Annotated in this window: 17 protein-coding genes, 1 tRNA gene and 1 pseudogene; 6 read left to right on the forward strand and 13 right to left on the reverse strand. The window is 74.5% G+C overall.

The window, feature by feature from the left end; translation table 11 throughout:
- Both ACF1BE_RS14490 and selD read right to left on the reverse strand, forming a co-directional pair.
- Positions 1–525, reverse strand: a 525-nt coding sequence (locus ACF1BE_RS14490; RefSeq protein WP_392199343.1) for a HAMP domain-containing protein, incomplete at its 3' end; no start/stop codon positions are given.
- Positions 526–969: 444 nt separating this feature from the next.
- A complete protein-coding gene (gene selD / locus ACF1BE_RS14495; protein ID WP_392199344.1) occupies positions 970–1983 on the reverse strand; it encodes a selenide, water dikinase SelD in 1014 nt (337 codons plus the stop codon).
- Between the two features lie 37 nt (positions 1984–2020).
- Between selD and ACF1BE_RS14500 the strand changes: the two genes are divergently transcribed.
- Positions 2021–2113, forward strand: a tRNA-Sec gene (locus tag ACF1BE_RS14500).
- A gap of 35 nt (positions 2114–2148) precedes the next feature.
- Here the strand turns inward: ACF1BE_RS14500 and ACF1BE_RS14505 are convergent.
- Both ACF1BE_RS14505 and selA read right to left on the reverse strand, forming a co-directional pair.
- Positions 2149–3885, reverse strand: a pseudogene (locus ACF1BE_RS14505) (SelB C-terminal domain-containing protein); the annotation flags it as partial.
- On the reverse strand, positions 3885–5339 hold the full coding sequence (gene selA / locus ACF1BE_RS14510; RefSeq protein ID WP_392199345.1) for an L-seryl-tRNA(Sec) selenium transferase: 1455 nt from the start codon (positions 5337–5339) through the stop codon (positions 3885–3887). The gene selA and the pseudogene ACF1BE_RS14505, both read right to left, overlap by 1 nt.
- 492 nt (positions 5340–5831) lie before the next feature.
- Between selA and ACF1BE_RS14515 the strand changes: the two genes are divergently transcribed.
- Positions 5832–6182 (forward strand): hypothetical protein, encoded by a 351-nt coding sequence (locus tag ACF1BE_RS14515; RefSeq protein WP_392199346.1) that lies wholly within the window; start codon positions 5832–5834, stop codon positions 6180–6182.
- A gap of 61 nt (positions 6183–6243) precedes the next feature.
- Here the strand turns inward: ACF1BE_RS14515 and ACF1BE_RS14520 are convergent, their stop codons facing one another.
- The 3 genes from ACF1BE_RS14520 to ACF1BE_RS14530 all read right to left on the reverse strand — a co-directional run bounded on the left by ACF1BE_RS14520 (position 6244) and on the right by ACF1BE_RS14530 (position 8752).
- Positions 6244–7263: an MASE1 domain-containing protein gene (locus ACF1BE_RS14520; protein ID WP_392199347.1), complete on the reverse strand. Its 1020-nt coding sequence runs from the start codon at positions 7261–7263 to the stop codon at positions 6244–6246.
- Positions 7264–7407: 144 nt separating this feature from the next.
- Positions 7408–8268 (reverse strand): PP2C family protein-serine/threonine phosphatase, encoded by an 861-nt coding sequence (locus ACF1BE_RS14525; protein WP_392199348.1) that lies wholly within the window; start codon positions 8266–8268, stop codon positions 7408–7410.
- 163 nt (positions 8269–8431) lie between these two features.
- Positions 8432–8752 carry a hypothetical protein gene (locus ACF1BE_RS14530; RefSeq protein WP_392199349.1) on the reverse strand — a complete coding sequence of 107 codons (321 nt, stop codon included), beginning with the start codon at positions 8750–8752 and terminating at the stop codon, positions 8432–8434.
- A 313-nt stretch (positions 8753–9065) separates the two neighbouring features.
- Here ACF1BE_RS14530 and ACF1BE_RS14535 point away from each other — a divergent pair, with 313 nt between their 5' ends.
- Complete coding sequence (locus ACF1BE_RS14535; protein ID WP_392199350.1) at positions 9066–9380, forward strand: hypothetical protein; 315 nt, start codon at positions 9066–9068, stop codon at positions 9378–9380.
- A gap of 79 nt (positions 9381–9459) precedes the next feature.
- Here the strand turns inward: ACF1BE_RS14535 and ACF1BE_RS14540 are convergent, their stop codons facing one another.
- The gene (locus ACF1BE_RS14540) at positions 9460–10152 is read right to left on the reverse strand and encodes an alpha/beta fold hydrolase (protein ID WP_392199351.1); all 693 of its coding nucleotides are present in this window, start codon (positions 10150–10152) and stop codon (positions 9460–9462) included.
- Positions 10153–10340: 188 nt separating this feature from the next.
- Between ACF1BE_RS14540 and ACF1BE_RS14545 the strand changes: the two genes are divergently transcribed.
- On the forward strand, positions 10341–11792 hold the full coding sequence (locus ACF1BE_RS14545) for a glyceraldehyde-3-phosphate dehydrogenase (RefSeq protein WP_392199352.1): 1452 nt from the start codon (positions 10341–10343) through the stop codon (positions 11790–11792).
- 75 nt (positions 11793–11867) lie between these two features.
- On the opposite strand, the gene ACF1BE_RS14550 is transcribed toward ACF1BE_RS14545, so the two are convergent.
- The 5 genes from ACF1BE_RS14550 to ACF1BE_RS14570 all read right to left on the reverse strand — a co-directional run bounded on the left by ACF1BE_RS14550 (position 11868) and on the right by ACF1BE_RS14570 (position 18312).
- Positions 11868–13814 (reverse strand): collagenase, encoded by a 1947-nt coding sequence (locus ACF1BE_RS14550; protein ID WP_392199353.1) that lies wholly within the window; start codon positions 13812–13814, stop codon positions 11868–11870.
- A 198-nt stretch (positions 13815–14012) separates the two neighbouring features.
- On the reverse strand, positions 14013–15380 hold the full coding sequence (locus tag ACF1BE_RS14555) for an alkaline phosphatase PhoX (RefSeq protein WP_392199354.1): 1368 nt from the start codon (positions 15378–15380) through the stop codon (positions 14013–14015).
- Positions 15381–15707: 327 nt separating this feature from the next.
- Positions 15708–16658 (reverse strand): LysR family transcriptional regulator, encoded by a 951-nt coding sequence (locus ACF1BE_RS14560; RefSeq protein WP_392199355.1) that lies wholly within the window; start codon positions 16656–16658, stop codon positions 15708–15710.
- Between the two features lie 232 nt (positions 16659–16890).
- The gene (locus tag ACF1BE_RS14565) at positions 16891–17556 is read right to left on the reverse strand and encodes a class F sortase (RefSeq protein WP_392199356.1); all 666 of its coding nucleotides are present in this window, start codon (positions 17554–17556) and stop codon (positions 16891–16893) included.
- Between the two features lie 144 nt (positions 17557–17700).
- A complete protein-coding gene (locus tag ACF1BE_RS14570) occupies positions 17701–18312 on the reverse strand; it encodes a hypothetical protein (RefSeq protein ID WP_392199357.1) in 612 nt (203 codons plus the stop codon).
- Positions 18313–19094: 782 nt separating this feature from the next.
- On the opposite strand from ACF1BE_RS14570, the gene ACF1BE_RS14575 reads away from it, so the two are divergent.
- Together ACF1BE_RS14575 and ACF1BE_RS14580 are read left to right on the forward strand one after the other, a co-directional pair.
- On the forward strand, positions 19095–19973 hold the full coding sequence (locus ACF1BE_RS14575) for a hypothetical protein (RefSeq protein WP_392199358.1): 879 nt from the start codon (positions 19095–19097) through the stop codon (positions 19971–19973).
- 352 nt (positions 19974–20325) lie between these two features.
- Positions 20326–21162 carry a fructosamine kinase family protein gene (locus ACF1BE_RS14580; protein ID WP_392199396.1) on the forward strand — a complete coding sequence of 279 codons (837 nt, stop codon included), beginning with the start codon at positions 20326–20328 and terminating at the stop codon, positions 21160–21162.
- Positions 21163–21217 lie beyond the last annotated feature (55 nt).

The raw sequence follows: 21217 nt of genomic DNA on the forward strand, positions 1-21217 counted from the left end.
GGCCTGGCCCCCCAGCCGGCCCTCGGTGCCCACCTCACGGGCGACGCGGGTCACCTCGTCCGCGAACGCGGACAGCTGGTCGACCATCGTGTTGACGGTCTCCTTCAGCTGGAGGATCTCACCGCGCGCGTCCACGTCGATCTTCTGCGACAGGTCGCCCTTGGCCACCGCGGTGGCGACCTGGGCGATGTCGCGGACCTGCGTGGTCAGGTTGCCCGCCATCGCGTTGACGGAGTCGGTCAGATCGGCCCACGTGCCGGAGACGCCCGGTACCTGCGCCTGCCCGCCGAGGGTGCCCTCGGTACCCACCTCACGGGCCACCCGGGTGACCTCGGAGGTGAACACGGACAGCTGGTCGACCATGCCGTTGAAGACAGTGGCGATGTCGCCCATGAGCCCGGTGGAGTCGTCGGGCAGCCGTGTGCCGAAGTCTCCGTCCCGCACCGCGGTCAGCCCCGCGAGCAGTCGTCTCAGTTCGTGGTCACCCGGGACCGCTTCGGTCGTCCCGGTCGCCTTGCCGGCCATGCGCGCCCTCGTTCCGCTCCCCTGGAGCCCCCGCGCCGAGGACTCGGAACCGCGGCCGGGAGCGTGCTGCGACCCGACCGTTGGTGTGTGCATTTCCGCAGTTCACGGATTTGCATGATGACAAAAATACGCCGCAGGCTAACCCACTCAGGCAGGCTCGGACAAAGCAATCGGCCAACCCTTCCCACACAGGAAACGCACTCGCACACCACAGGTGTGAAGGCCCCGGAGCGGGGTATGCGATCGGGTTCCGCCCGGATCGGCGGGTGCGCGCCGGCCTCTCCCACCGGAGGCGCCACGGCCCGTCGGCCGTCCGGCCACTGCGGGATCTCGCCCTCCGGCGCGCCCTTCCGCCGGGCGGACCGTCCCGGGGGCCGCCGTCACGGGCGACGCGACCCGCCGCAGTGAGCAGTGTCACCCGGCACGACAGCACCCGGCACGACGTCACCTGAGCACGATCGAACGGCTCCCGAGCGGCACCAGCTCTCCCACCACCGGCGCCCCGGGCACCTCCCCGGCGACGAGCAGCCCGCCGGAGGTCTGCGCGTCGGCCAGCAGCAGCCGGGTGTCCTCGTCGGTGTCCCCGAAGTCGGTGTGCGGCGTGACCCACTCCAGGTTGCGCCGGGTACCACCGCTGACGTACCCGTCCCGTACGGCCTCCCGGGCACCGTCCAGGTACGGGACGGCGGCGGTGTCGACCACGGCGGTGACCCCGGAGGCGCGGGCCAGCTTGTGCAGATGGCCGAGGAGACCGAAGCCGGTGACGTCGGTGGCACAGACGGCCCCGGCGGCCAGGGCGGCCTCGGAGGCCTCCCGGTTGAGCGCCGTCATCGTGGTGACGGCCTGCTCGAACCGCTCGCCGGTGGCCTTGTGCCGGTTGTTCAGCACGCCGAGGCCGAGCGGCTTGGTCAGCGACAGCGGCACCCCCGGACGGCCGGCGTCGTTGCGCAGCAGCCGCCCGGGGTCGGCGATGCCGGTGACGGCCATGCCGTACTTCGGCTCGGGGTCGTCCACGCTGTGCCCGCCGCCGACGTGACAGCCGGCCTCGGTGGCGATGTCGAGGCCGCCGCGCAGCACCTCACGGGCGAGGTCGACGGGAAGCCGGTCGCGCGGCCAGGCCAGCAGGTTGACGGCGAGCACCGGCCGGCCGCCCATCGCGTACACGTCGGACAGGGCGTTGGCCGCGGCGATGCGACCCCAGTCGTAGGCATCGTCCACGACCGGGGTGAAGAAGTCGGCCGTGCACACCAGGGCGCTCCCCCGGTGACCGACCACGGCCGCGTCGTCGCCGGTGGCGAGACCGACGAGCAACGGGGTCTCGCCGCCGGCCGGCGGTGCCGCGGTCAGTCCCGCGACCACGTCCTCCAGTTCGCCGGGCGGGATCTTGCAGGCGCAGCCGCCGCCGTGGGCGAACTGGGTGAGCCGTACGGGCGCCCGGCTGGTCGGTGTCGGTGTCATACCGGTGATCTCCTGGGACAGTAGCCTGACGAGTGGTGGAGGCGTGTGGGTGCCTGGTGGCCCTCCCGGTCCTCAAAACCGAGGTGCCCGAGGATCTCGGGCAGGCGGGTTCGATTCCCGTCCGCCTCCGTTCCCCGCCGGGACCCGGCAGCGCCGGCGCTGGTCGTCGACGCGTTCGGTCCAGCCACCGGCGTCCAGGAACTCCAGCAGCGGTACCGCCACCCGGCGGGTGGTGTCCAGTGCGCGGCGGGCCTCGCTGAGCGTGAACGGCTGGGGCAGGACGCCCAGGGCGGCGGCGGCCTCGGCGTCCGCGCCGGGCAGCAGCACGATTCCGTCGGCGATGCGCAGCAGCGCCCCGGCGGCCGCCGCGGCGGCCAGCGCCCGCCGGTCGAGCCCCAGCTCGGCCAGCCGCCCGGCCTCGGGCGCGCGGAACGGCGTACGGGCGAGGTCCCGGCGTACGGCGTCCACGGCCGCGCCGACCGGTCCGGGCAGGACGGGCCGGGGACGGTCCGCGGGGTACAGCCGGCCCTGGCGGGCCCGGATCAGGGGCTGCGCCGCGGCCAGCGCGTCGATGAGGGCCCGGTCGGGAAGGCCGAGCAGCCGGCGGGCCGCCTCGGCGGGCAGACCGGGCTCCAGCGGGTGTGCGCGGGCGTACCGGCCGGTCTCCTCGGCCAGCCGGTCCGCGAGGGCCTGCCAGTGCGCCGGGTCCGCCAGCCAGTCCCCGGCGACGGGGTCGCCGGGCGCCGGGATCCCCATCGCCCGCAGGTCGGCGCGCCGGACCAGCTTGCGGCGGCGCAGCTCGGCAGCGCCGTCGGGGCGGCCGGCCATGGTGGCCAGCTCGGCCGCGCGGGCCCGGCCGGCGCCGCGCCGGGCCAGCCGGGGCGGCCGTACGTCGAGGACGGTCACCCCGCAGGGCAGCCGGCTACCGCCCGGTTCCCGCAGCACGGCGCGGTCGCCGGCGCGCAGGGGCAACTCCCGGCCGAGCGTGAGCCGGGCGGTGTCCGGGCCGAGCGGGCGGACGGTCACCGGCACGGCCGCCGTTCCGATGTGCAGGGTGACACCACGGGGCAGGTCGGCCACCGGCTCGCCGGTGACGCGGACGTCGATCGCCTCGGCCCGCAGCCAGCGGTCCGGGGTCAGCAGCACCTGGCCGCGGCGCAGGGTGTCGTCGCCCGGACCGTGCACGTTGACGGCGACGCGGGCCACCGCGCCGACGGCCGTCCGCTCCTCGTGCAGGCTCTGGAGGCCGCGGACCCGCAGCACGGCCGACCCGTCCCCGGTGACCAGCCGGTCGCCGACGCGCAGGGTGCCGGCCGCCAGTGTGCCGGTCACCACGGTGCCGTGGCCGCGGACGGTGAACGCCCGGTCGAGCCACAGGCGGACGTCGGCGCCGGTGTCGGGGACGGGCAGCCGGCCGGCCATACCGGCCAGTTCGGCGCGCAGGTCGTCCAGCCCCGCCCCGGAGACCGCGCTGACGGCGACCGCCGGAGCCCTGCCGAGGGAGGTCGCGGCCAGGCGCTCGACCGCGTCGGCGCGCACCGGTTCCGGGTCGGCGAGGTCGCTGCGGGTCACCGCGAGGACGGCGTGCCGGACGCCGAGCGCGTCCAGGACGGCCAGGTGTTCCGCGGACTGCGGCTGCCAGCCCTGGTCGGCGGCGACCACGAACAGCACGGCGGGCACGGGCCCGGCACCGGCCAGCATGGTCGGTACGAAGCGCTCGTGCCCGGGTACGTCGACGAAGGCGAGGAGCTCCCCGTCGACGCGGGTCCACACGAAGCCCAGGTCCAGGGTGAGGCCGCGGCGGCGCTCCTCCTCGTACCGGTCGGGCTCCATCCCGGTGAGCGCCCGGACCAGCGCGGACTTGCCGTGGTCGACATGACCGGCGGTGGCGAGGACCCGCATCACGGCCGCCCTTCCACGGCGGCCCGGGCCGCCCGTACGGCCTCCGCCAGCCGGTCGTCGTCCTCCGGCGGCACCGCCCGCAGGTCCAGCAGACAGCGTCCCCCCTCCAGGCGTCCGACGACCGGGACGCGGCCGGCGCGCAGCACGGCGGCGTACGGCGCGGGCAGGGACAGTGCCGCGCTCGGCAGAGTGACGCCGGGGGCGCCTCCGCCACCGACCGTGGCGGCGCTGTCGACGGGTCCGGCGTCGACTCCGTCGGCGGACAGGCCCGCGGCGAGGCGGGCGGCACGGGCCCCTAGGAGCGCCGGGTCGGCGGTGAGGGCCAGGGCGGTCGGGGTGGGCGGGCCGGTGAGGGTGGCCTCCAGGGCGGCCAGGGTGAGTTTGTCGACGCGGAGCGCGCGGGCCAGCGGGTGCCGGGCCAGGATGCCGACGAGGTCCTCCCGGCCCAGCAGGAGCCCGCACTGGGGCCCGCCGAGCAGTTTGTCGCCGCTGGCGGTGACGAGGGCGGCACCCGCGCGCAGCTGGGTGTCGGCGTCGGGTTCCGAGGGCAGCGCGGGATGAGGGGCGAGCAGACCGGAGCCGATGTCGACGACGACCGGGACACCGAGTCCCGCGAGGTCGGCGACCTCGGCGGACCGGGTGAACCCGGTGATACGGAAGTTGGACGGGTGCACCTTGAGTACGAAGCCCGTGTCGGGGCCGACGGCGGCGGCGTAGTCGGCGGGGGCCGTGCGGTTGGTCGTACCCACCTCACGGAGCCGGGCCCCGGTCGAGACCAGCAGGTCGGGCAGGCGGAAGCCGTCGCCGATCTCCACCATCTCGCCCCGGCTGACGATGATCTCCCTGCCGGCCGCGAGGGCGGTGGCGGCCAGCAGCAGCGCGGCGGCGCCGTTGTTGACGACGTGCGCGGCACCGGCGGCCGGCACGCCCGCCCGCAGCGCTGCGATCGCGGAGCGCCCCCGGCGGGCCCGCACCCCGGTGGTCAGGTCGAGTTCGACGTCCGTGGGCCCGGCGGCCGCCGCGACCGCCTGCCGGGCCGCGGCCGACAGCGGGGCGCGCCCCAGGTTGGTGTGGAGCAGCACCCCGGTGGCGTTGATCACCGGCCGCAGGCCGCCCGCGCTCCCCGGCAGCAGGCGCAGGGCCGTCTCCGGCACCAGTTCCACCGGCACGCTTCCTTCCCGCGCCTTCTGCTGGGCCTGCCGGACAGCGGCCTTCACCAGCCCCGCACCGAGCCGCTCGACGGCCGCGGCCAGCCGGGGATCCCGCAGCAGGACATCGGTACGGGGAACACGACGCCGCACGTCTCCGGCGTCCGGGCGGGGGGCGGGAGCGCTACGCGTGGCGCCGGCGTGGGCGGGCGGGGCCGAGGGCCGGCCGGCGGGAGGCGGGGCCCCCGGTGCGGCGCGGCCGTCGGCGTGCGAGGGGCGCTTTCCGGGACCGGAAGCGCTCGGCATCTCGCTCCCGCCGGCGTGCGGAGGTGACGGCCGGTCGCCGGACGCGACGGCGCCCGGACTCGCGCCCCCGTCGACGCCGGCAGGAGGTGGCCGGTCGCCGGACATGGCGGCGCTCGGACTCACGCCCTCGTCGGCGTCCGGAAGTGGTGTCCGGTCGCCGGACATGGCGGCGCTCGGACTCACGCCTCCGCCGGCGCCCGGAGGAGCTGGCCCGTCGCCGGACGCGGCAGCGCCCGGAGGCGAGGACCGGCTCCCGGGCGTAGGGGCCTCGGCTGTGTGCGGCGGCGGGGTGCCGGGGACGGGCGAGGCCCTTGCGCCGGCCTCGTCCGGCCTTTCCGTCACCGGCCCCTGCTCCATGCCGCCCCTGTTCCTCCCGGTCCGGCCCCGTGCCCGTGCGGGCTCCGCCCATCGTCTCCCAGTGCCCACGGGCGGCCGGTCGACACGCCGGGGACTCACGTTGGCGGCGGCCGTCGCGCGGGTACTCGGCGCCGTATGAAGGACGACGACCGTAACCGACAGGACGAGAACGCGACGGCGGCCGAGCGGGCCGCGCGACGGCAGCTCGAAGCGGACCGCGAGCGCGCCTCCTCCGAGCCGTTCGACTACCCGTACCCGGAGCGCCGGGCGGGGGTCAGGGCCCGGCGCCACATCAGCGAGGCGGCGGCCGCCGCGGACACGCCGCCGGGGATCCCCGGCGGCTACGGCACGACCGGCGGCGGCCAGCCCGGCGCCACCGGTGCGGCGCACCCCCCGGCCCGCTCCCGCCAGGAACCCGGGGCGGCGACGCCGGCCGCGGAGCCGGGCAGTGACGACGAAGGGCCGGTGAACCGGTCGAAGGACTGAGGCCGGCCGGTGAGGCGCCCAGCCGTGCCGGGACACGCGCCACCGGCCCGCCCCGGAGTGCTCACGGCGCCTCGTCCGGCCGTCCCCGGTCGTCGTCGGTACCGCTCTGCGCCTTCGGTGGCGGGGCCTCCCCCGCGGTGAGGTGTTCCAGTACCTCGACCAGTTCCTGGCAGGCCCGCTCGACCGAGCGCCGGGTGTTGCGCTGCTCGATGATCACGGCGGACAGCAGCAGCGCGGTGAGGGTGATGCCACCGTTGAACGCCTGGAGCTTGACCAGGACCTCCACGCGGCTCAGCCCCGCGAACGCCCCCACCGCGTCCGTCGCGGCGACGGTGGCCACCACGGAGCTCAGCAGCGCGCACAGGACGCTGCCCGTCAGCTGGAACCGCAGGGCGGCCCAGATGATGAGCGGGTAGACGAGGAAGAGCAGACTGATCGAGCTGTAGGCCGCCAGCGGTACGACCACGCAGACGGCGATGACCAGCGCGGTCGCCTCCTTCCACCGGCCCAGCGGCAGCGGCCTGCGGACGCCGTGCCGCAACAGCAGCAGGAGCGGGGTGACGATCAGGACACCCATCGCGTCGCCCACCCACCACGCGAGCCAGACGAACCAGAAGCCTTGGCCCGGCAGACTGCCCGACAGCAGGAGGAGGCCGACGCCGATGGTCGCGCTGATCAGCATGGCGGTCAGCGCGCCGAGGAACACGAGCGCGAGCCCGTCGCGTAACCGGCTGAGGTCGGTGCGGAAGCGGGCCCTGCGCAGCAGGAGCGCCGCGCACACGGGTGCGGCGGTGTTGCCGAGGAGTACGCCGAGCACCGCGGGGCCGGGCGTGGTGAGGGACAGGACCGCTAGGAAGGCGCCGAGTGTGATGCCGGGCCAGCAGCCCAGTCCGAGGATCAGCAGGGCCGCGACGGCGACGCCGGTCGGAGGCCAGATGGGGGTGACGACGGCGCCCCCGACCGTGAGATCGCGCAGCAGGCCGAGCTGGGCCGCCGCGTAGTAGCAGGCGGCGACACCCAGGATCTGGACGGTTCGGCCGCCGGTCCGGCGCGGCTCCTCGGTACCCACCACACCAGCCATCCCACACCGGCGGCCCCGGCTCGGCGAGGCGGGAGCGGGTCCGGTCCGGCCCGATGGCCGAACACGGCAGGCTCGCCCACGCCCGTGTACCGTCCGGGCCGCGGCGCCCCCGCACGCGACGTGATGACCGGCCCGACCCTCTCGTCACGGCACGGGACGCCCGGCCGGCTCCTGTCGCGGGGCGGGGCTCGGGCTGTCCAGGCCGACGACGAGGACGGCGGCGTCGTCCTCGTGGCCGACGCTCTCGGCGCCCTTGATCACGGCCGCGGCGAGCGCGTGGGCCTCCAGACCGGCGACGGCGGCGATGCCCGTGAGTCGGATCACCTGGTCGAGGCCGTCCTCCATGTCCAGCGACGGCCCTTCCACGACACCGTCGGTGACCAGGACGAAGACCCCGCCGGTGGTGAGCCGGTGCCGGGTCACCGGGTACTCGACGCCCCGCTCGACGCCGAGCGGCGGGCCGCCTTCGTCGTCGACGGCGCCGGACTTGCCGTCTGCCGTGGCCCAGACGAAGGGGATGTGCCCGGCCCGTGCGCTCTCCAGCACTGCGGTGGCAGGGTCGAGCCGCATGAAGGTGCAGGTGGCGAACAGGTCGCCGCCCAGGGAGAGCAGCAGGTCGTTGGTGCGGGCCAGGAGTTCGCCCGGCTCGCCGGTGACGGAGGCGAGGGCCCGCAGTCCGGCCCTGACCTGCCCCATGAAGGCGGCGGCCTCGATGTTGTGTCCTTGGACGTCGCCGATCGACAGGCCGATCCGGCCGTCGGGCAGGGAGAAGGCGTCGTACCAGTCGCCGCCCACGTTGAGGCCGATGTTGGCCGGGGCGTACCGCACCGCGAGGTGGAAGCCGGGTGCGGTGGGCAGGTCCCGGGGCAACATGCCGCGCTGGAGGGCGATGGCCAGCTCGACCTGGGTGCGCTGGGCCTGCGCACGCTGACGCGCCTGGGCGGTGAGCGAACCGAGTCTGGCCAGCAGCTCGTCGCCTTCGTCCGTGGAGCGTTTGCGGGGCATCGATCACCTCCGCCGGGGCGGTGGCGCGTGGCCGGCCGCCTGGCTGTTCGACGGACCCCTAGATTTTACCTGTTCGGGGTCATCGTGCCCCGCCCACGGCCCGCACCGGCCCCGGTGCCGTTCCTGGCCCCGTCCCGCCCCGCACCCAGCCCGCCCGGCCGCGTCAGCGGACCGCGGAGTCGATACCGGTGACGACCGCCGGCCCGAGCGGCGCCTTCCCCGCGTCCAGGCCCGCGTCCCGGAGCGCGGAATCCGCGAGCCGGCGCGCCTCCTCCTCGGCGTGCGGGCCGGTGTCCGCCTCGACGGTCAGGCGCAGGGTGAAGGTGTTGTCCTCGTTGACGCTGAGCACATCGAGGTCCTCGGCGTTGCCCATCCGCGTGCCGTGCGGGTCGGCGGGCCGCAGCGCGCGGGCCAGCCGGGTACGGGCATCGGCTCCGATCCCGCTGGTGAAGGTGCCGGGCACGCTGATCACGTAGGTCGTCATGAGACGGTCCTTTCCTTCCTCGGGCGTCTCGCCTACCCCGATTCACGGCCTTCGCACCAGCCAGTCCCCCGGAAGGGGGCCGTACAGGCCGGGAAAGGCCGCCCGCACCGGCAGCGGGAACGCGGCGATCCGCGCCGTGCCGCCCGGGGGTGCGTCCCCGGCCGGTGCCACCGCGGTGCGGGCGCCGGATCCCGTCCGCCGTCACCCGGACGGTGGACGTGCCCGTGTCGGTTGCGGGCCGCGCGGGGACCGAGTGGGAGATTACGGGTGCGGCTCCGGTCCGCTCCGCCATCCCTCGTAGAAGGACACCGCCATGCGCCTGTGTCGTCCGCTCGCCGCCGTGCTCGGTGGTCTCGCCCTCGCCGTCACCGCCACCGGTCCGGCGCTCGCCGCCGACGGCATGTTCACCTGGGTCGGTCCGCACGGCAAGGCGTACTCCATCACCGACCCGCCGAGCCACCGGTGCTTCGACATGGCCCAGGAAGCGCGCGGCGCGCACAACGGGACGAAGAAGCCGCTCGTCGTCTACACGCGGAAGAAGTGCAAGGGCACGGCGCTGCGGCTCGCTCCCGGCCGGTCGGCGTCCGCCGGTGCGCGCTTCGCCAGCGTCGTCTTCGACCCGCGCTGACCGCGCCGTCCCGACCGCTCCCCCTTCCTGATCCACGCGGCCGTCCCGAACGCGCCGCGACGGTTTCCCCGGGGGCTGCTCAGATCCAGCCGTCGAGCGCCCCCATGAAGCCCTCGAAGTCGTCCCGGTACAACGTGTGACCGGCCCCTTCGACGGTGCGGACCTCGAATCCCCGCCGGATCAGCTCCGCGTCCAGGCCGGCGCGGTGCAGTTCGCCGGCGCCGGCCAGCACCACCAGTGAGGGCACGACCGGGCGGGCCGGTGTCCGGCCGACCGCGTAGATGCCGGGCAGGACGGCGGCCGTGGCGGGGTCCCAGGCGGCCAGCGTGGCCAGCTCGATGTCCACGTCCTCCTCGTCCCAGCGCGGATTGAAGTTCCTGATCATGGAACGGCCGGCGGTCTTGAACGCCCCGAAGTAGGCGGAGGCCGCGACCAGTTTCTCGCGCACTTCCCAGGCGGGGTCGCAGTAGACGGCCCGGGTGGGCGCCAGCCGTTCGACGGCGCCGGCCAGCACCATGGCCCCGAGCGAGTGGCCGATCGCCAGCTCCGCTCCCGCGGGGAGGGTGTCCACGAGATCGTCCGCCCAGTGCTCCGGGCTGTAGGCGCCCCGGCCGCTGGCGCCGTGCCCGCGCAGGTCCACGGCGATGACGCGGTATCCCTTGTCCGCCAGGACGGGCGCGACCCGGTGCCAGGTGCGGTGGTCGGACATGATCCCGTGCACCAGCACCGCGATCCGGTCGCCGGTCCCCCACTCGTGCGTGTGCAGCCTCATCGGCGGCCCCTCCCCCATCGGACCTCGTCGGACTCCGTCGGGTCTCGCCGGGACTCGCGCGGACTCCGTCCGTCCCGTCGGACCCGGTCGGATCATGTCACCGCGGGCCGTGCCGGATCCACCCCCGCAGAGACCCCGAAAAGGGTGTGGTTATCATATGAGCGCTGCCTAGCTCGAAAGATGGATCTGTGACTGTCAACGACGACTCGTTCACCAACTGGAAGATCCGCGAGGAGATCGCGGAGTCGATGATCCCGCTCATCGGGAAGCTGCACCGCGAGCGGGACGTGACCGTCCTGCTGCACAGCCGCTCCCTGGTGAACAAGTCGGTGGTCAGCATCCTCAAGACGCACCGCTTCGCCCGCCAGATCGCCGGTGCGGAGCTGTCGGTCACCGAGACCATGCCCTTTCTGGAGGCGCTGACCGCCCTCGACCTCGGGCCGTCGCAGATCGACCTCGGCATGCTGGCCACGCTGTACCAGGCCGACGAGCGCGGCCTGAGCGTCGCGGAGTTCACCGCCGAGGCCGTGGCCGGTGCCACCGGCGCCAACCGGGTCGAGCGCCGCGAACCGCGCGACGTCGTCCTGTACGGATTCGGCCGCATCGGCCGGCTCGTCGCGCGTCTGCTCATCGAGAAGTCGGGCTCCGGCAACGGGCTGCGACTGCGCGCCATCGTCGTGCGCGGCGGCGGCCGGGCCTCCGGGGACCTCGTCAAGCGCGCCTCGCTGCTGCGCCGCGACTCCATCCACGGCCAGTTCCAGGGCACCATCACGGTGGACGAGGACAACAGCACGATCGTCGCCAACGGCAACGAGATCAAGGTGATCTACGCCGACGACCCGTCGCACGTGGACTACACCGAGTACGGCATCCGCAACGCCATCCTCATCGACAACACCGGCAACTGGCGCGACCGCGAGGGCCTGTCCCAGCATCTGCGCCCCGGCATCGAGAAGGTCGTGCTGACCGCGCCGGGCAAGGGCGACGTCCCGAACATCGTGCACGGCGTCAACCACGACACCATCAAGCCCGACGAGCAGATCCTGTCCTGCGCCTCCTGCACCACCAACGCGATCGTCCCGCCGCTGAAGGCGATGGACGACGAGTACGGCGTGCTGCGGGGGCACGTGGAGACCGTCCACTCGTTCACCAACGACCAGAACCTGCTGGACAATTACCACAAGTCCGAGCGCCGTGGCCGGTCCGCGCCGCTCAACATGGTGATCACCGAGACGGGTGCCGCCTCCGCCGTCGCCAAGGCACTGCCCGACCTGAAGGCGAAGATCAGCGGCAGCTCGATCCGGGTGCCGGTGCCGGACGTCTCCATCGCGATCCTCAACCTCCAGCTGGCCCGCGAGACCAGCCGCGAGGAGGTCCACGACTACCTGCGCGAGGTGTCGCTGACCTCGCCGCTGAAGCGTCAGATCGACTTCATCACGGCGCCCGACGCGGTCTCCAGCGACTTCATCGGCTCGCGCCACGCCTCGATCGTGGACGCCGGCGCCCTGAAGGTCGACGGCGACAACGCGATCCTCTACCTCTGGTACGACAACGAGTTCGGCTACTCCTGCCAGGTCGTCCGCGTCGTCCAGCACGTGTCGGGCGTGGAGTACCCGACGTACCCGGCCACGGCGGTCTGAGCCCCCGGGCCTCCCGTACGAGCAGAGCCGCCGGCCGGGATCCCCGGCCGGCGGCGTCGTGCCGGGCGCGTGCGGTCAGGCCACGGCCGGCCTGGCGCAGGCGCCCGCGGCGCACACGGTGAGCCACTGGTCGAAGTCGGCGTCGTAGCGGACGCCGATGCCGTCGTGGTAGACGGCGTATCCGCCGGCGTAGTCGCCGACGCGGAAGCGGGCGAGCATGCGCTGGACGTCGTCGGGGTGCCTCTCGAGCATGTAGCGCACGGCGAGATAGCCCCACGGGTAGGTGCGGGTGACGTCGCTGTTGTCGTAGGTGCTGCCGAACAGGGTGCTCAGCCGGTACGTGTGCTTGCCGGCCTCGCGGGCCGCCTGGTCGTAGGGCAGACCCCGGTAGCCGTAGGAGACGTACTCGGCGAGGCCCTCGATCCACCACACGTCCGGCACCGAGATCTGCCGGCCGAAGTCGCCCAGCATGTCGTCGCGGGCGTCCAGGAAGTGCGTGTACTCGTGGTTGAGGTTCCAGATCCGGGCCGTGAAGCCGTCGTCCTGGTCCTTCTGGTACATGATCGACATCGGCTGGTTCGCCGGGTCCGACGGGTCACCGCCCAGCGTCATGCCGCCGTTGTCGGTGCTGATGCCGTACATGGGGCCCGCGTACGTCTGGTAGTCGGCGCGGCTGGCGAAGACGACGAGCTGGACCGTGGAGGCGTACTGGCCGGGTATCGCGCCGTCGGCCCGCACGATGCCGCGGAAGTAGGCGTCCTGGTGCAGCACTCCGGAGCAGGTGGCGTCGAGGTCGGCCGCGGTGAGCGCCTGGGCGTGGACGGTGACGTTCGCGTCGCAGTGGCGGGTGACGGGCAGGACGGCCCGGGCGAGCTTGTCCGGCAGACCGCACACGTCGTAGTAGCCGCAGTCGGCGCTGTCGTAGGCGTCGGCCTGGCTGGCCACCGCCACCCACAGCCCGGCCGTCGGGCCGGTGATCGCGGTCCGGTCCAGCAGGTCCTTCACCAACGGCCGCACCACGTCCCGTAGTCCGGAGTGCTCGGTGTAACGGGCCAGGTTCATCCCGGCGTTGGAGTCCAGGAAGGCGAGGGTCGTGCCGAGCCGGTCGGTGTGGGCCAGGGCGAAGTCGTGCAGGGTGCCGGTGATCCGCGGGTCGGCCTCGACCGCCCGCACGTACTCCGGGTTCCAGTTGCCGCGCCACAGGGGGGTGTAGACGTCGTTGACGGCCCTGATCATGCTGTCGACCGGGTCGTACGCGCTGTCGTAGGCGTTCAGCAGCCGCCGGTAGACGGAGAGGTAGCGGCCCTGCTGGTCGGCGCTGTCGGTGAGGATGACGGTCTCGCCGAGGATGTCGCCGTTGGCCGCGGAGACGTCACGGGAGTGGGGGCGGGCGAAGAAGGTGTCCATGCCGGCGGTGACGGTCGTGGTGAGGCGCGGGGTGTACGCGCCCACGTCCTCGGGGTGGTTGAACTGCGCGTAGTAGCCGGCGCGCAGGAAGAGGACCAGCTGGAGCAGGCTCCCCGAGTTGTCGCCGCGGTACTGCCCGGCGGTGCGCTTGAACGCGTTCGCGACGGTCAGCATCTGGGACTGGCGGAAGACGTCGTGCGCGTCCTTGCCCGTGACCGGGAAGAGGGTGTTGACGCAGTCCGCGGTCGCGGCCTTCACGTAGGCCACGAGCGAAGCGCCGGTGCGGCTGCCGAAGTCGGCCGGGGTGCAGGAGACCGCCTTCGCCGTGCTCGTCGCCGGTCGCGTGAACGCGGGTTGCAGGGGCCGGAGTCGGGCCGGGCTGAGGCGCCGGGCCTGGACCGCGGGACGCTCGGTGGGGAAGGTGGTCGCGGCGGCGGGCGGCGGCACGGGGAGGTGCGCGCGGGCCGGGGTGCCGGTGCCGGGGCGGACCGGGGGTGCCGCGAGCGCCGGGGTGGACAGCAGGCCGGCCAGGGTCACACAGACGGCGGCTGCGCCGGCCAGCCGCGTGGCCGGGCGGCCGGCTCTGCGGCCGGGCAGCGCGAATCGATAGCGCATCGGGATTCCTCCACGAAGGGATGCGCCTCGGTGGGGTGTCGAGGCGTGTCACGCACTGTCCCAGCGCGCCTTCACCCCAACAATGCCGTGTGACATAGCACATGACACTGAGCGCTCATAACATCGCGGCGCCCCTCCGGTCACGCCGGGGCGCGCACCGCGCGCACCCGCCCCGGCGTGCTCAGCGCTGTCCGGTGTCTATCCGCGCCACGGGCCGGTCACCGCGAACGTGGTGCCGGGGGTGTAGCAGTTGACGAACATCGTCCTTGCGTCCGGGGCGAAGGTGACCCCGGCGAACTCGCCCCACTCGGGCGCCTGCGCCGTCCCGATGTTCTGCCGGCCCCGGGCCATCGCGTACACCTCGCCCGTGCGGGTCACGCCGAAGACGTGCTGCGCGCCGTTGCCGTCCTCGCACACCATCAGACCGCCGCCGGGGGCGAGGCAGATGTTGTCCGGGGACTCGCCGGGCAGCTGGACGTCGGTGTCCGGGCCGAACACGACGACCAGGGTCAGCCGGCGGCGCGCCGGGTCGTAGCGCCAGATCTGGCCGTAGTGGTCGGCCGCCGAGCCGTCCGCGCTGCGGGCGAACGACGACACGAAGTACACGCGGCCACCGCCCCAGTAACAGCCCTCCAGTTTCTGCGCGTGCGTGATGCCCCCGGCGCCGTAGTCCTGGAAGCGGGTGGGGGTGGTGACGGCCAGCGGGTCGGGTACGTCCACCCACTCGATGCCGTCGAAGCGCGCGCCGGGCTCCTGGATCGTGGACAGGTCCCGGACACCGGGCACCCGCATCGCCTGGAGCCGGCCGCCCGCGCGCAGCGAGCCGACGCCGCCCAGCGGTCTGTCCGGCAGGAAGCGGTAGAAGAGGCCGAACGGCTTCTCGAAGGCGTCCTCCGTCTCGTAGACGACGCCGTGGCGCGGGTCGACGGCGATCGCCTCGTGCTGGAACCGGCCCATCGCGGTCAGCGGGACGGCGCCGGTGCGGTGCGGGTCGGTGGGGTGGACCTCGAAGATGAAGCCGTGGTCCTTGGTGTAGCCGTTGGTGCCCGCCCTGTCCTCCGTCTCCTCGCAGGTCAGCCAGGTGCCCCAGGGGGTGTGGCCCCCCGCGCAGTTGACGGCCGTGCCCGCGATGGCGACCCGTTCGGACAGCACGTTCTGGTCCCCGTCGAGCGTGAGGGCCGTACAGCCGCCCTTGCCCGCCGGGTCGTAGGTGAGGCCGCTGACGACCGGGACCGGGAACTCGGCGGTGACGCGGTTCTCGTGGTTGCGCACGAGGTGCGTGCGGCCCCCTCGGCCGGCGAAGGCGGCCATGCCGTCGTGGTGGGAGGGGACGGGGCCCTCCCCGGAGCGGAGCCGGTCGCCCTCGCGGGAGAGCACCGTGTAGCGGAATCCTTTCGGCAGGTCGAGCAGGCCGTGCGGGTCGGGGACGAGGGGGCCGTAGCCGGTGTGGCCCAGGTCGTGCGCGGCGGCGGTGCCCGCGAAGAGCTCGGACAGGGCCCCGGTGAAGGCGATGCCCGCTCCCAGAGCGCTCGCTCGGGCCAGGACCTGACGGCGTGTTGCAGACATACGGCAGCAACCTTCCTGCTGGCGGACAGGAACTGTGACCCCGCCGTGTCTACCACCTGGTGCGGGCCGCCGGAACCACGCGCGGAGCACGTGTCGCCCCCCTGCGGCGCGCGGTTCCGGCCGCCCCGTGCCGCCTCCGCCGTCGCCTACCGTGGCGTAGGACACATGGTTCCCGTGCGCCCAGGGTCCTTCGTCCGGATCGGGCCGGATCAGGGAGCGGGGTCCGGTGCCGTGCATCACGAGGCGAACGAGAGGCCCCCGGGTCCTGTCGTCGAACCCCGGTGCGCGCATGGCGTCGCGGGGCGGACGGGAGTTCGACGACAGGGCCTAGGCTCCGACGCTCCAGGTGCGGGAGGCCCAGGTGCGCAGGTGCGGGGCCTGGGCGACGAGGTCGCGGTACGCGGCCAGGGCGGACCCGACCAGCGTCTCCGCCACGGCGTCGCTGACGGCGTCCGGCCGCCACGCGAGGACGTAGCGGCACCACAGCGGGGAGCCGGCCAGCGGTTTCACCAGGATGTGAGGGACGGGCCGCAGCGTCGGCTGGACGAGGGAGACGCCGAGCCCGTCAGCGATCATGCTCTGCAGCTGGGCCTGGTCACCGAGGAACTCGTGGACGGTGAGCGGCGTGAAGCCGGCCGCCGTGCAGGCGTCGTAGAACACGCCGGGCCAGCCCGCGCCGTCGTCCGGTGTGACGAACCAGGCGTCGTCGGCCAGATCGGCGAGCTGTATCTGCGCGCACTGCCGGAGCCGGTGCCGGGCGGGCAGGGCGACGAACGTCGGTTCGGTGACGATACCGCGGTGCCGCACGCCGGCCGAGTGCCGCAGTTCCATGCCGGGGTAGTCGGCGGCGATGGCGGCGTCCACCGCGCCCTCCTCCAGCAGCTCCACGATCCTCGAGGAGGCGTAGACGCTGGTGACGGCGAGGGACAGTTCCGGCAGCCGGGTGCGGACCCGGGAGACCGTGCCGGACAGCATGGGTGAGTTGGTCGCGGCCACCCGCAGGGTCCGGTGCGCACGGCCGGCGGCCTGGCGGTGTCCGATCGCTGCGGCCCGGGTGAGCACGTCCCGGGCCTGCTCGACGACCTCGGCGCCGTACCGTGTCGGCCGGACCCCACTCGGCCCGCGCTCGAACAGTGGTTCGCCCAGATGGCGTTCGATGCGCCGCAGCTGGGTGCTCACGGCGGGCTGCGAGTACCCCAGCTGTGCGGCGGCACGGCCCACGCTGCCCGCGTCCGCGATCGCGCACAGCACCCGCAGGTGCCGCAGCTCCAGCTCCATCGGTCCACTCCCCGTTCGTTCCCGCGGCCGGTCGCACGCCCCGGCCCGCGCCCCGTGCGCGCGGGCGGCGGACCGAAGCGTTCCATGGCGCCCTCCGCGACACAAGCCGCAGGTCCGCCAGGGTGCGCGGGGCAGGCCGGCCGGAGCCGCCCGCTGCGCGGGCGGGCGGGGCGCGGGACACCGGCGCCGATGCCGGGCAGCGCCTCGGCGTCGCACCCACGTAGCCCCGGGCTCAGACCAGGTGGGCGAAGACGACCAGGTTCTCGGTGTAGTCCCGCACCGAACGGTCGTAGGCCCCGGCACAGGTGATGAGCCGGACCTCGGGGCGTGCGGTGTCCGCGTACACGCGTGAGCTGGGGAAGTCGTCCTTCGGGAAGGACTCGGCGTCGTCCACGACGAAGTCGGCCGTACGCCCGTCGGCCCGCTCCACGGAGAACCGGTCGCCGCGCGTCAACTGGTCGAGGCCGGCGAAGACCGCCGCGGAGACCACCGTGTCGACGTGCCCGGCGATGACCGCGGTGCCCTTCTCGCCGGGCGAGGCGCCCTTGGCGTACCAGCCGACGAGATTGGTGTCGGCGGCGGGCGGCGGCTCGAGCTGGCCCGAGGCGCCGATGGACAGGGAGGTGAAGGGGGCGTCGACGGAGATCTTCGGGATGAGCAGACGGGTCGGCTCGGACCGGGGCAACGCCTCGCCGACCCGGTGCGGGTCGGCCGGTGCGGCGGCCGTCACGCTCGGGGGACGGGGCTGTGGCCCCGGGGTGGCGTCCGGCCGCTGGTGACCGCCGAACATGCTGACGGCGAGGACGGCCACCGCCACGCCCCACAGCGTCAGCCGGCCGCCGTGGCCGGAACTCCGCTCGTCCGGCGCGGAGGTCGGGGAGGACGTATCTGCTGCCATCGGACACCACCTCACTCGGGCACGGCAGTACGGGGACTCGCGGCAGGGAAGGCACGCGCCTCGGGACGGCGCCCGGGGCCGGGCGCGGGCCGCCGGCACGAAGGTGCGCCGGCGGCGTCCGCAGACCCTGGGACGTGCCGTCCCTCAGGACGCCGGCTGGACGGCCTTCTTGCGGCGCAGCGCGTACGCGCCGGCGGCGCCTACGGCCAGGACGGCGATGCCGCCCGCGGTGGCCCCGGGAGCGGCGAGCGCGCCGCCACCGGTGTGCATGCCACCGCGCGGCTTCTCGTGGTCGTCGCCCCATCCGCCCTTGTCGTGACCGCCGTCGTTGCCCTTGTCACCGCCGCCCTTGTCCCCCTTGTCTCCCTTGTCTCCCTTGTCCCGGTAGGTTTCGGGGTCGAAGCGGCTGCCGTCGTGCTCCGAACCCCAGTCGTCGCCGCGCACCATGGCGAGTGCTCCGCCACCCGTGTGCATTCCGCCGCGCGGCTCGTCGTGTTCCCGGCCGCCGTCGTCCTTGTCGCCGTAATCCTTGTCGTGACCCCTTCCGGAGCCCTTGTCGTGGTCGCTGTCGGAGTCCTTGTCGTGATCCCTTCCGGAGCCCTTGTCGTGGTCACGGTCGGAGTCGCTGTCGTGCTCCTTGCTGTACGAGGAGTCGTCGTGATCGCCGGCGGGAACGGCGAACGCGGCACCGGGAGTGGCGAAGGAGAGGGCGGCGGTGGCAGCCGCGGTGGCCAGGAGCATGCGGGCAGAGCGCATAGTGATGTCCTTCCGCCATGGCCGGTCAGCGGACACCTCATCAGCTGGGTGGACCCGGCCCTGACATGAACCAACGTCAGCGAGGCCGTCGCCTCCCACCATCCGGGCCGTCCAGCCGGGTCACCACGCCACCCGTCTGCCCCAGTGCGGCTCCCCCACGGCCCCCCGTACGGGTCAGTCGGGAAGGCGGGCGTCCCATGCCGTGGAGCACTCCGGGGTGCGGGGGATCCGGGGACGGCTGCCTGCCGCGTCGGCCGCCGCCCTGGTGGCCGGGGCCGATGTCGCCCTCCGGCCCGGGCCGGAGCGGAGGAGTGACGGAGCATCCGGTCGCCACGCGTGGCGGGCGCCGTCACCGCCGGGATCCCCATCGGCCCGGACCGCGCGGTGCGTTTCGCGGAGCACGGCGCCGGGCGGACCGGGCGGCTGACGAGCTGACGAGCTGACGGCACGGTCACCGATGTCCCGGACACCGGGCCGGCCGAGATCACCCCGGGGCCTGCCGGGGCACTGCGGTTCACCGCGACCACCGCCGGACGCGTCGGCCGGCGCAGACTCCCGCTGCCCGGGGGCGCCGCCTCCCCCTCCGGCATCACCGCTGGGCCCGGCTGCCTGTGTACGCCGACCGCGCGGCCGGATCGGCGGGATCAGGCGCGACCGGCACGGCGCAACGCCCTCGGCCGGGTCGCGCGCCGGTCCGGTGACGCCCCACCCCTTGTTATGACAGTCGTCATAACGCAGGCTGGTGCCGACAGCACGGCAGGCCGACGCGGTGGGAGGAAGCAGTGGCGGACGGAATGGCGCGGGCACTGTGGGAACGGTACGAACCGGTGCACGACCTCGTGTACTTCGCACCGGAGGCGCACCGGGCGGCGGACGGGCTCGGCATGCGCGGTTACTGGATGGGCTACTTCGCCCTGCGCGCCGCCCCCCTGGGCGCGGCGGCGCCGTCGGTGGTGACGAGCTGTTTCTACGTCTTCCATCCCGCCCGGGTGGCCCGGGCGCTTCCGGACGCCTGGCGGTTCGCGGCTCCGGCGGACGTGCTGGCGGCCCGGGAAGAGGCGATGGACGCGGCGATGACCCGCCTGTTCGGGGCGGACACCGTCGGCTCGGCCGACTTCGCCGAGGCCGCGGACCTGGCGTGGGAGGCCGCGTCGGCGGCGGACACCACGGGCCGGGTGCTGGCCGCCGCGAACCAGGCGCTGGAGCGCCCGGAGCGGCCCGCCGCCCGCCTGTGGCAGGCCCTGACGACCCTGCGCGAGCACCGGGGCGACTCGCATGTCGCGGTGCTGGTGAGCCTGGGGCTCGGACCGGTCGAGGCCATGGTGCTCAAGGCCGCGGCCGGCGAGTCCGACGGATCGTTCCTGCGCATGACGCGCAAGTGGGAGGAGGCGGACTGGGACGCGGCCGTGGCTCGGCTGCGCGGGGCCGGCCGGCTGGCGGCGGACGGCTCGCTCACGCCGGCGGGGGCCGCGGTGCGCGCGGAGGCGGAGGCGCTCACCGACGCGGCGGCCGAGGGGCCGTGGTCCGCGCTGGGGACCGAGCGCACCGGGCGTCTGGCCGGACTGCTGGAGCCGCTGGCCGGAACCGTCCTCGGTTCGGGGCTGCTGCCGCCCGGCAATCCGGTGGGGCTGCCCCGGGCGTCGTACCCCGTCGCCGGCTGAATGTCCGCACGGGCGGGTCCGGCGTCGCACGGGGGCGGGACGCGGGTCACCGCGCGGGACCCCGCCGCACCTGAGTGCACCCCGGTGCGGGCCGGCACCGCCGAGCGCGGTCGGTCCGCGAGGCGCGGGGAACGGGTCCCGTCAGGTTGTGGCGTACGGCGGCACCTCCCGGAGGCGCCACCCGTCGCCCTCCGCGTCTTCCGCCGACGCCCGCCGGGCGGGAGCCGGGGCGGCGGCGACCGCACGGGTGTGCTCCGTGCCTGTCGCGCCCGAGGCCGAAGTGGCCCGCGCGCGGCCCTGGTTGGGGCGGTACGCTGGTGCCGTGGTCAACCGGGACGAGGATCCGGGACAGGTGGCGGCCCGGCTCACCGGGCGCCCGGCCGGCCGGGTACGCACGACGCCGGAGTCACCCGTCGAGGTACTGCTGGACGGCGGGACACCGGTGATGGTCAAACGCGGCGACGGTCCGGGGGCCGTGCGTGCCGAGGTGGCGGGGCTGCGCTGGCTGGCCGAGGCGGACGCGGTCCGGGTCCCGGCGGTGCTCGGACACGACGAGCACTGGATGGTGACCGAGCGGGTACCGACCGGCAGCCCCGGCCCCGCGGCGGCGTTCCGTTTCGGCCAGGCCCTCGCCGCTCTGCACGCGGCCGGTGCGTCCCACTTCGGGGCACCTCCGCCCGGCGGCCCCGAGGACGCGTACATCGGGGCCGCACCCCTGCGCAACGCCCAGGGCACCGACTGGCCCCGCTGGTACGCCGAACACCGGGTGCTGCCGTATGTGCGCGGCGCGGTCGACCGTGGCACGCTCCGCCCCGGTGAGGCGGCCCTGTTCGAGCGGGTCTGCGAGCGGCTGCCGGAACTGGCGGGCCCCCCGGAGCCGCCGGCCCGGCTGCACGGCGACCTGTGGAACGGCAACGTGCTGTGGGGCGCGGACGGCGAGGTCCGGCTCATCGACCCGGCCGCGCACGGCGGACACCGGGAGACCGACCTGGCGATGCTCCAGCTGTTCGGCTGCCCCCAGCTGGACCGGATCCTCGCCGGCTACGAGCAGGCGGCGCCGCCGGCGGACGGCTGGCGGCAGCGGGTGGGCCTGCACCAGCTCTTCCCGCTCCTGGTGCACGTCGTGCTGTTCGGACGGGCGTACGCGGACCAGGCCCTGGAGGTGGCACGGGACGCGCTCACGCGCTGACCCGGCACCCGCCCGGTCGTCCGGCCGCTCCCCCGTGTCCGGGACGGTGACGCGG

Origin of the sequence: Streptomyces sp. NPDC014991 (assembly GCF_043080665.1) — a bacterium.
Taxonomy (GTDB): Bacteria; Actinomycetota; Actinomycetes; order Streptomycetales; family Streptomycetaceae; genus Streptomyces.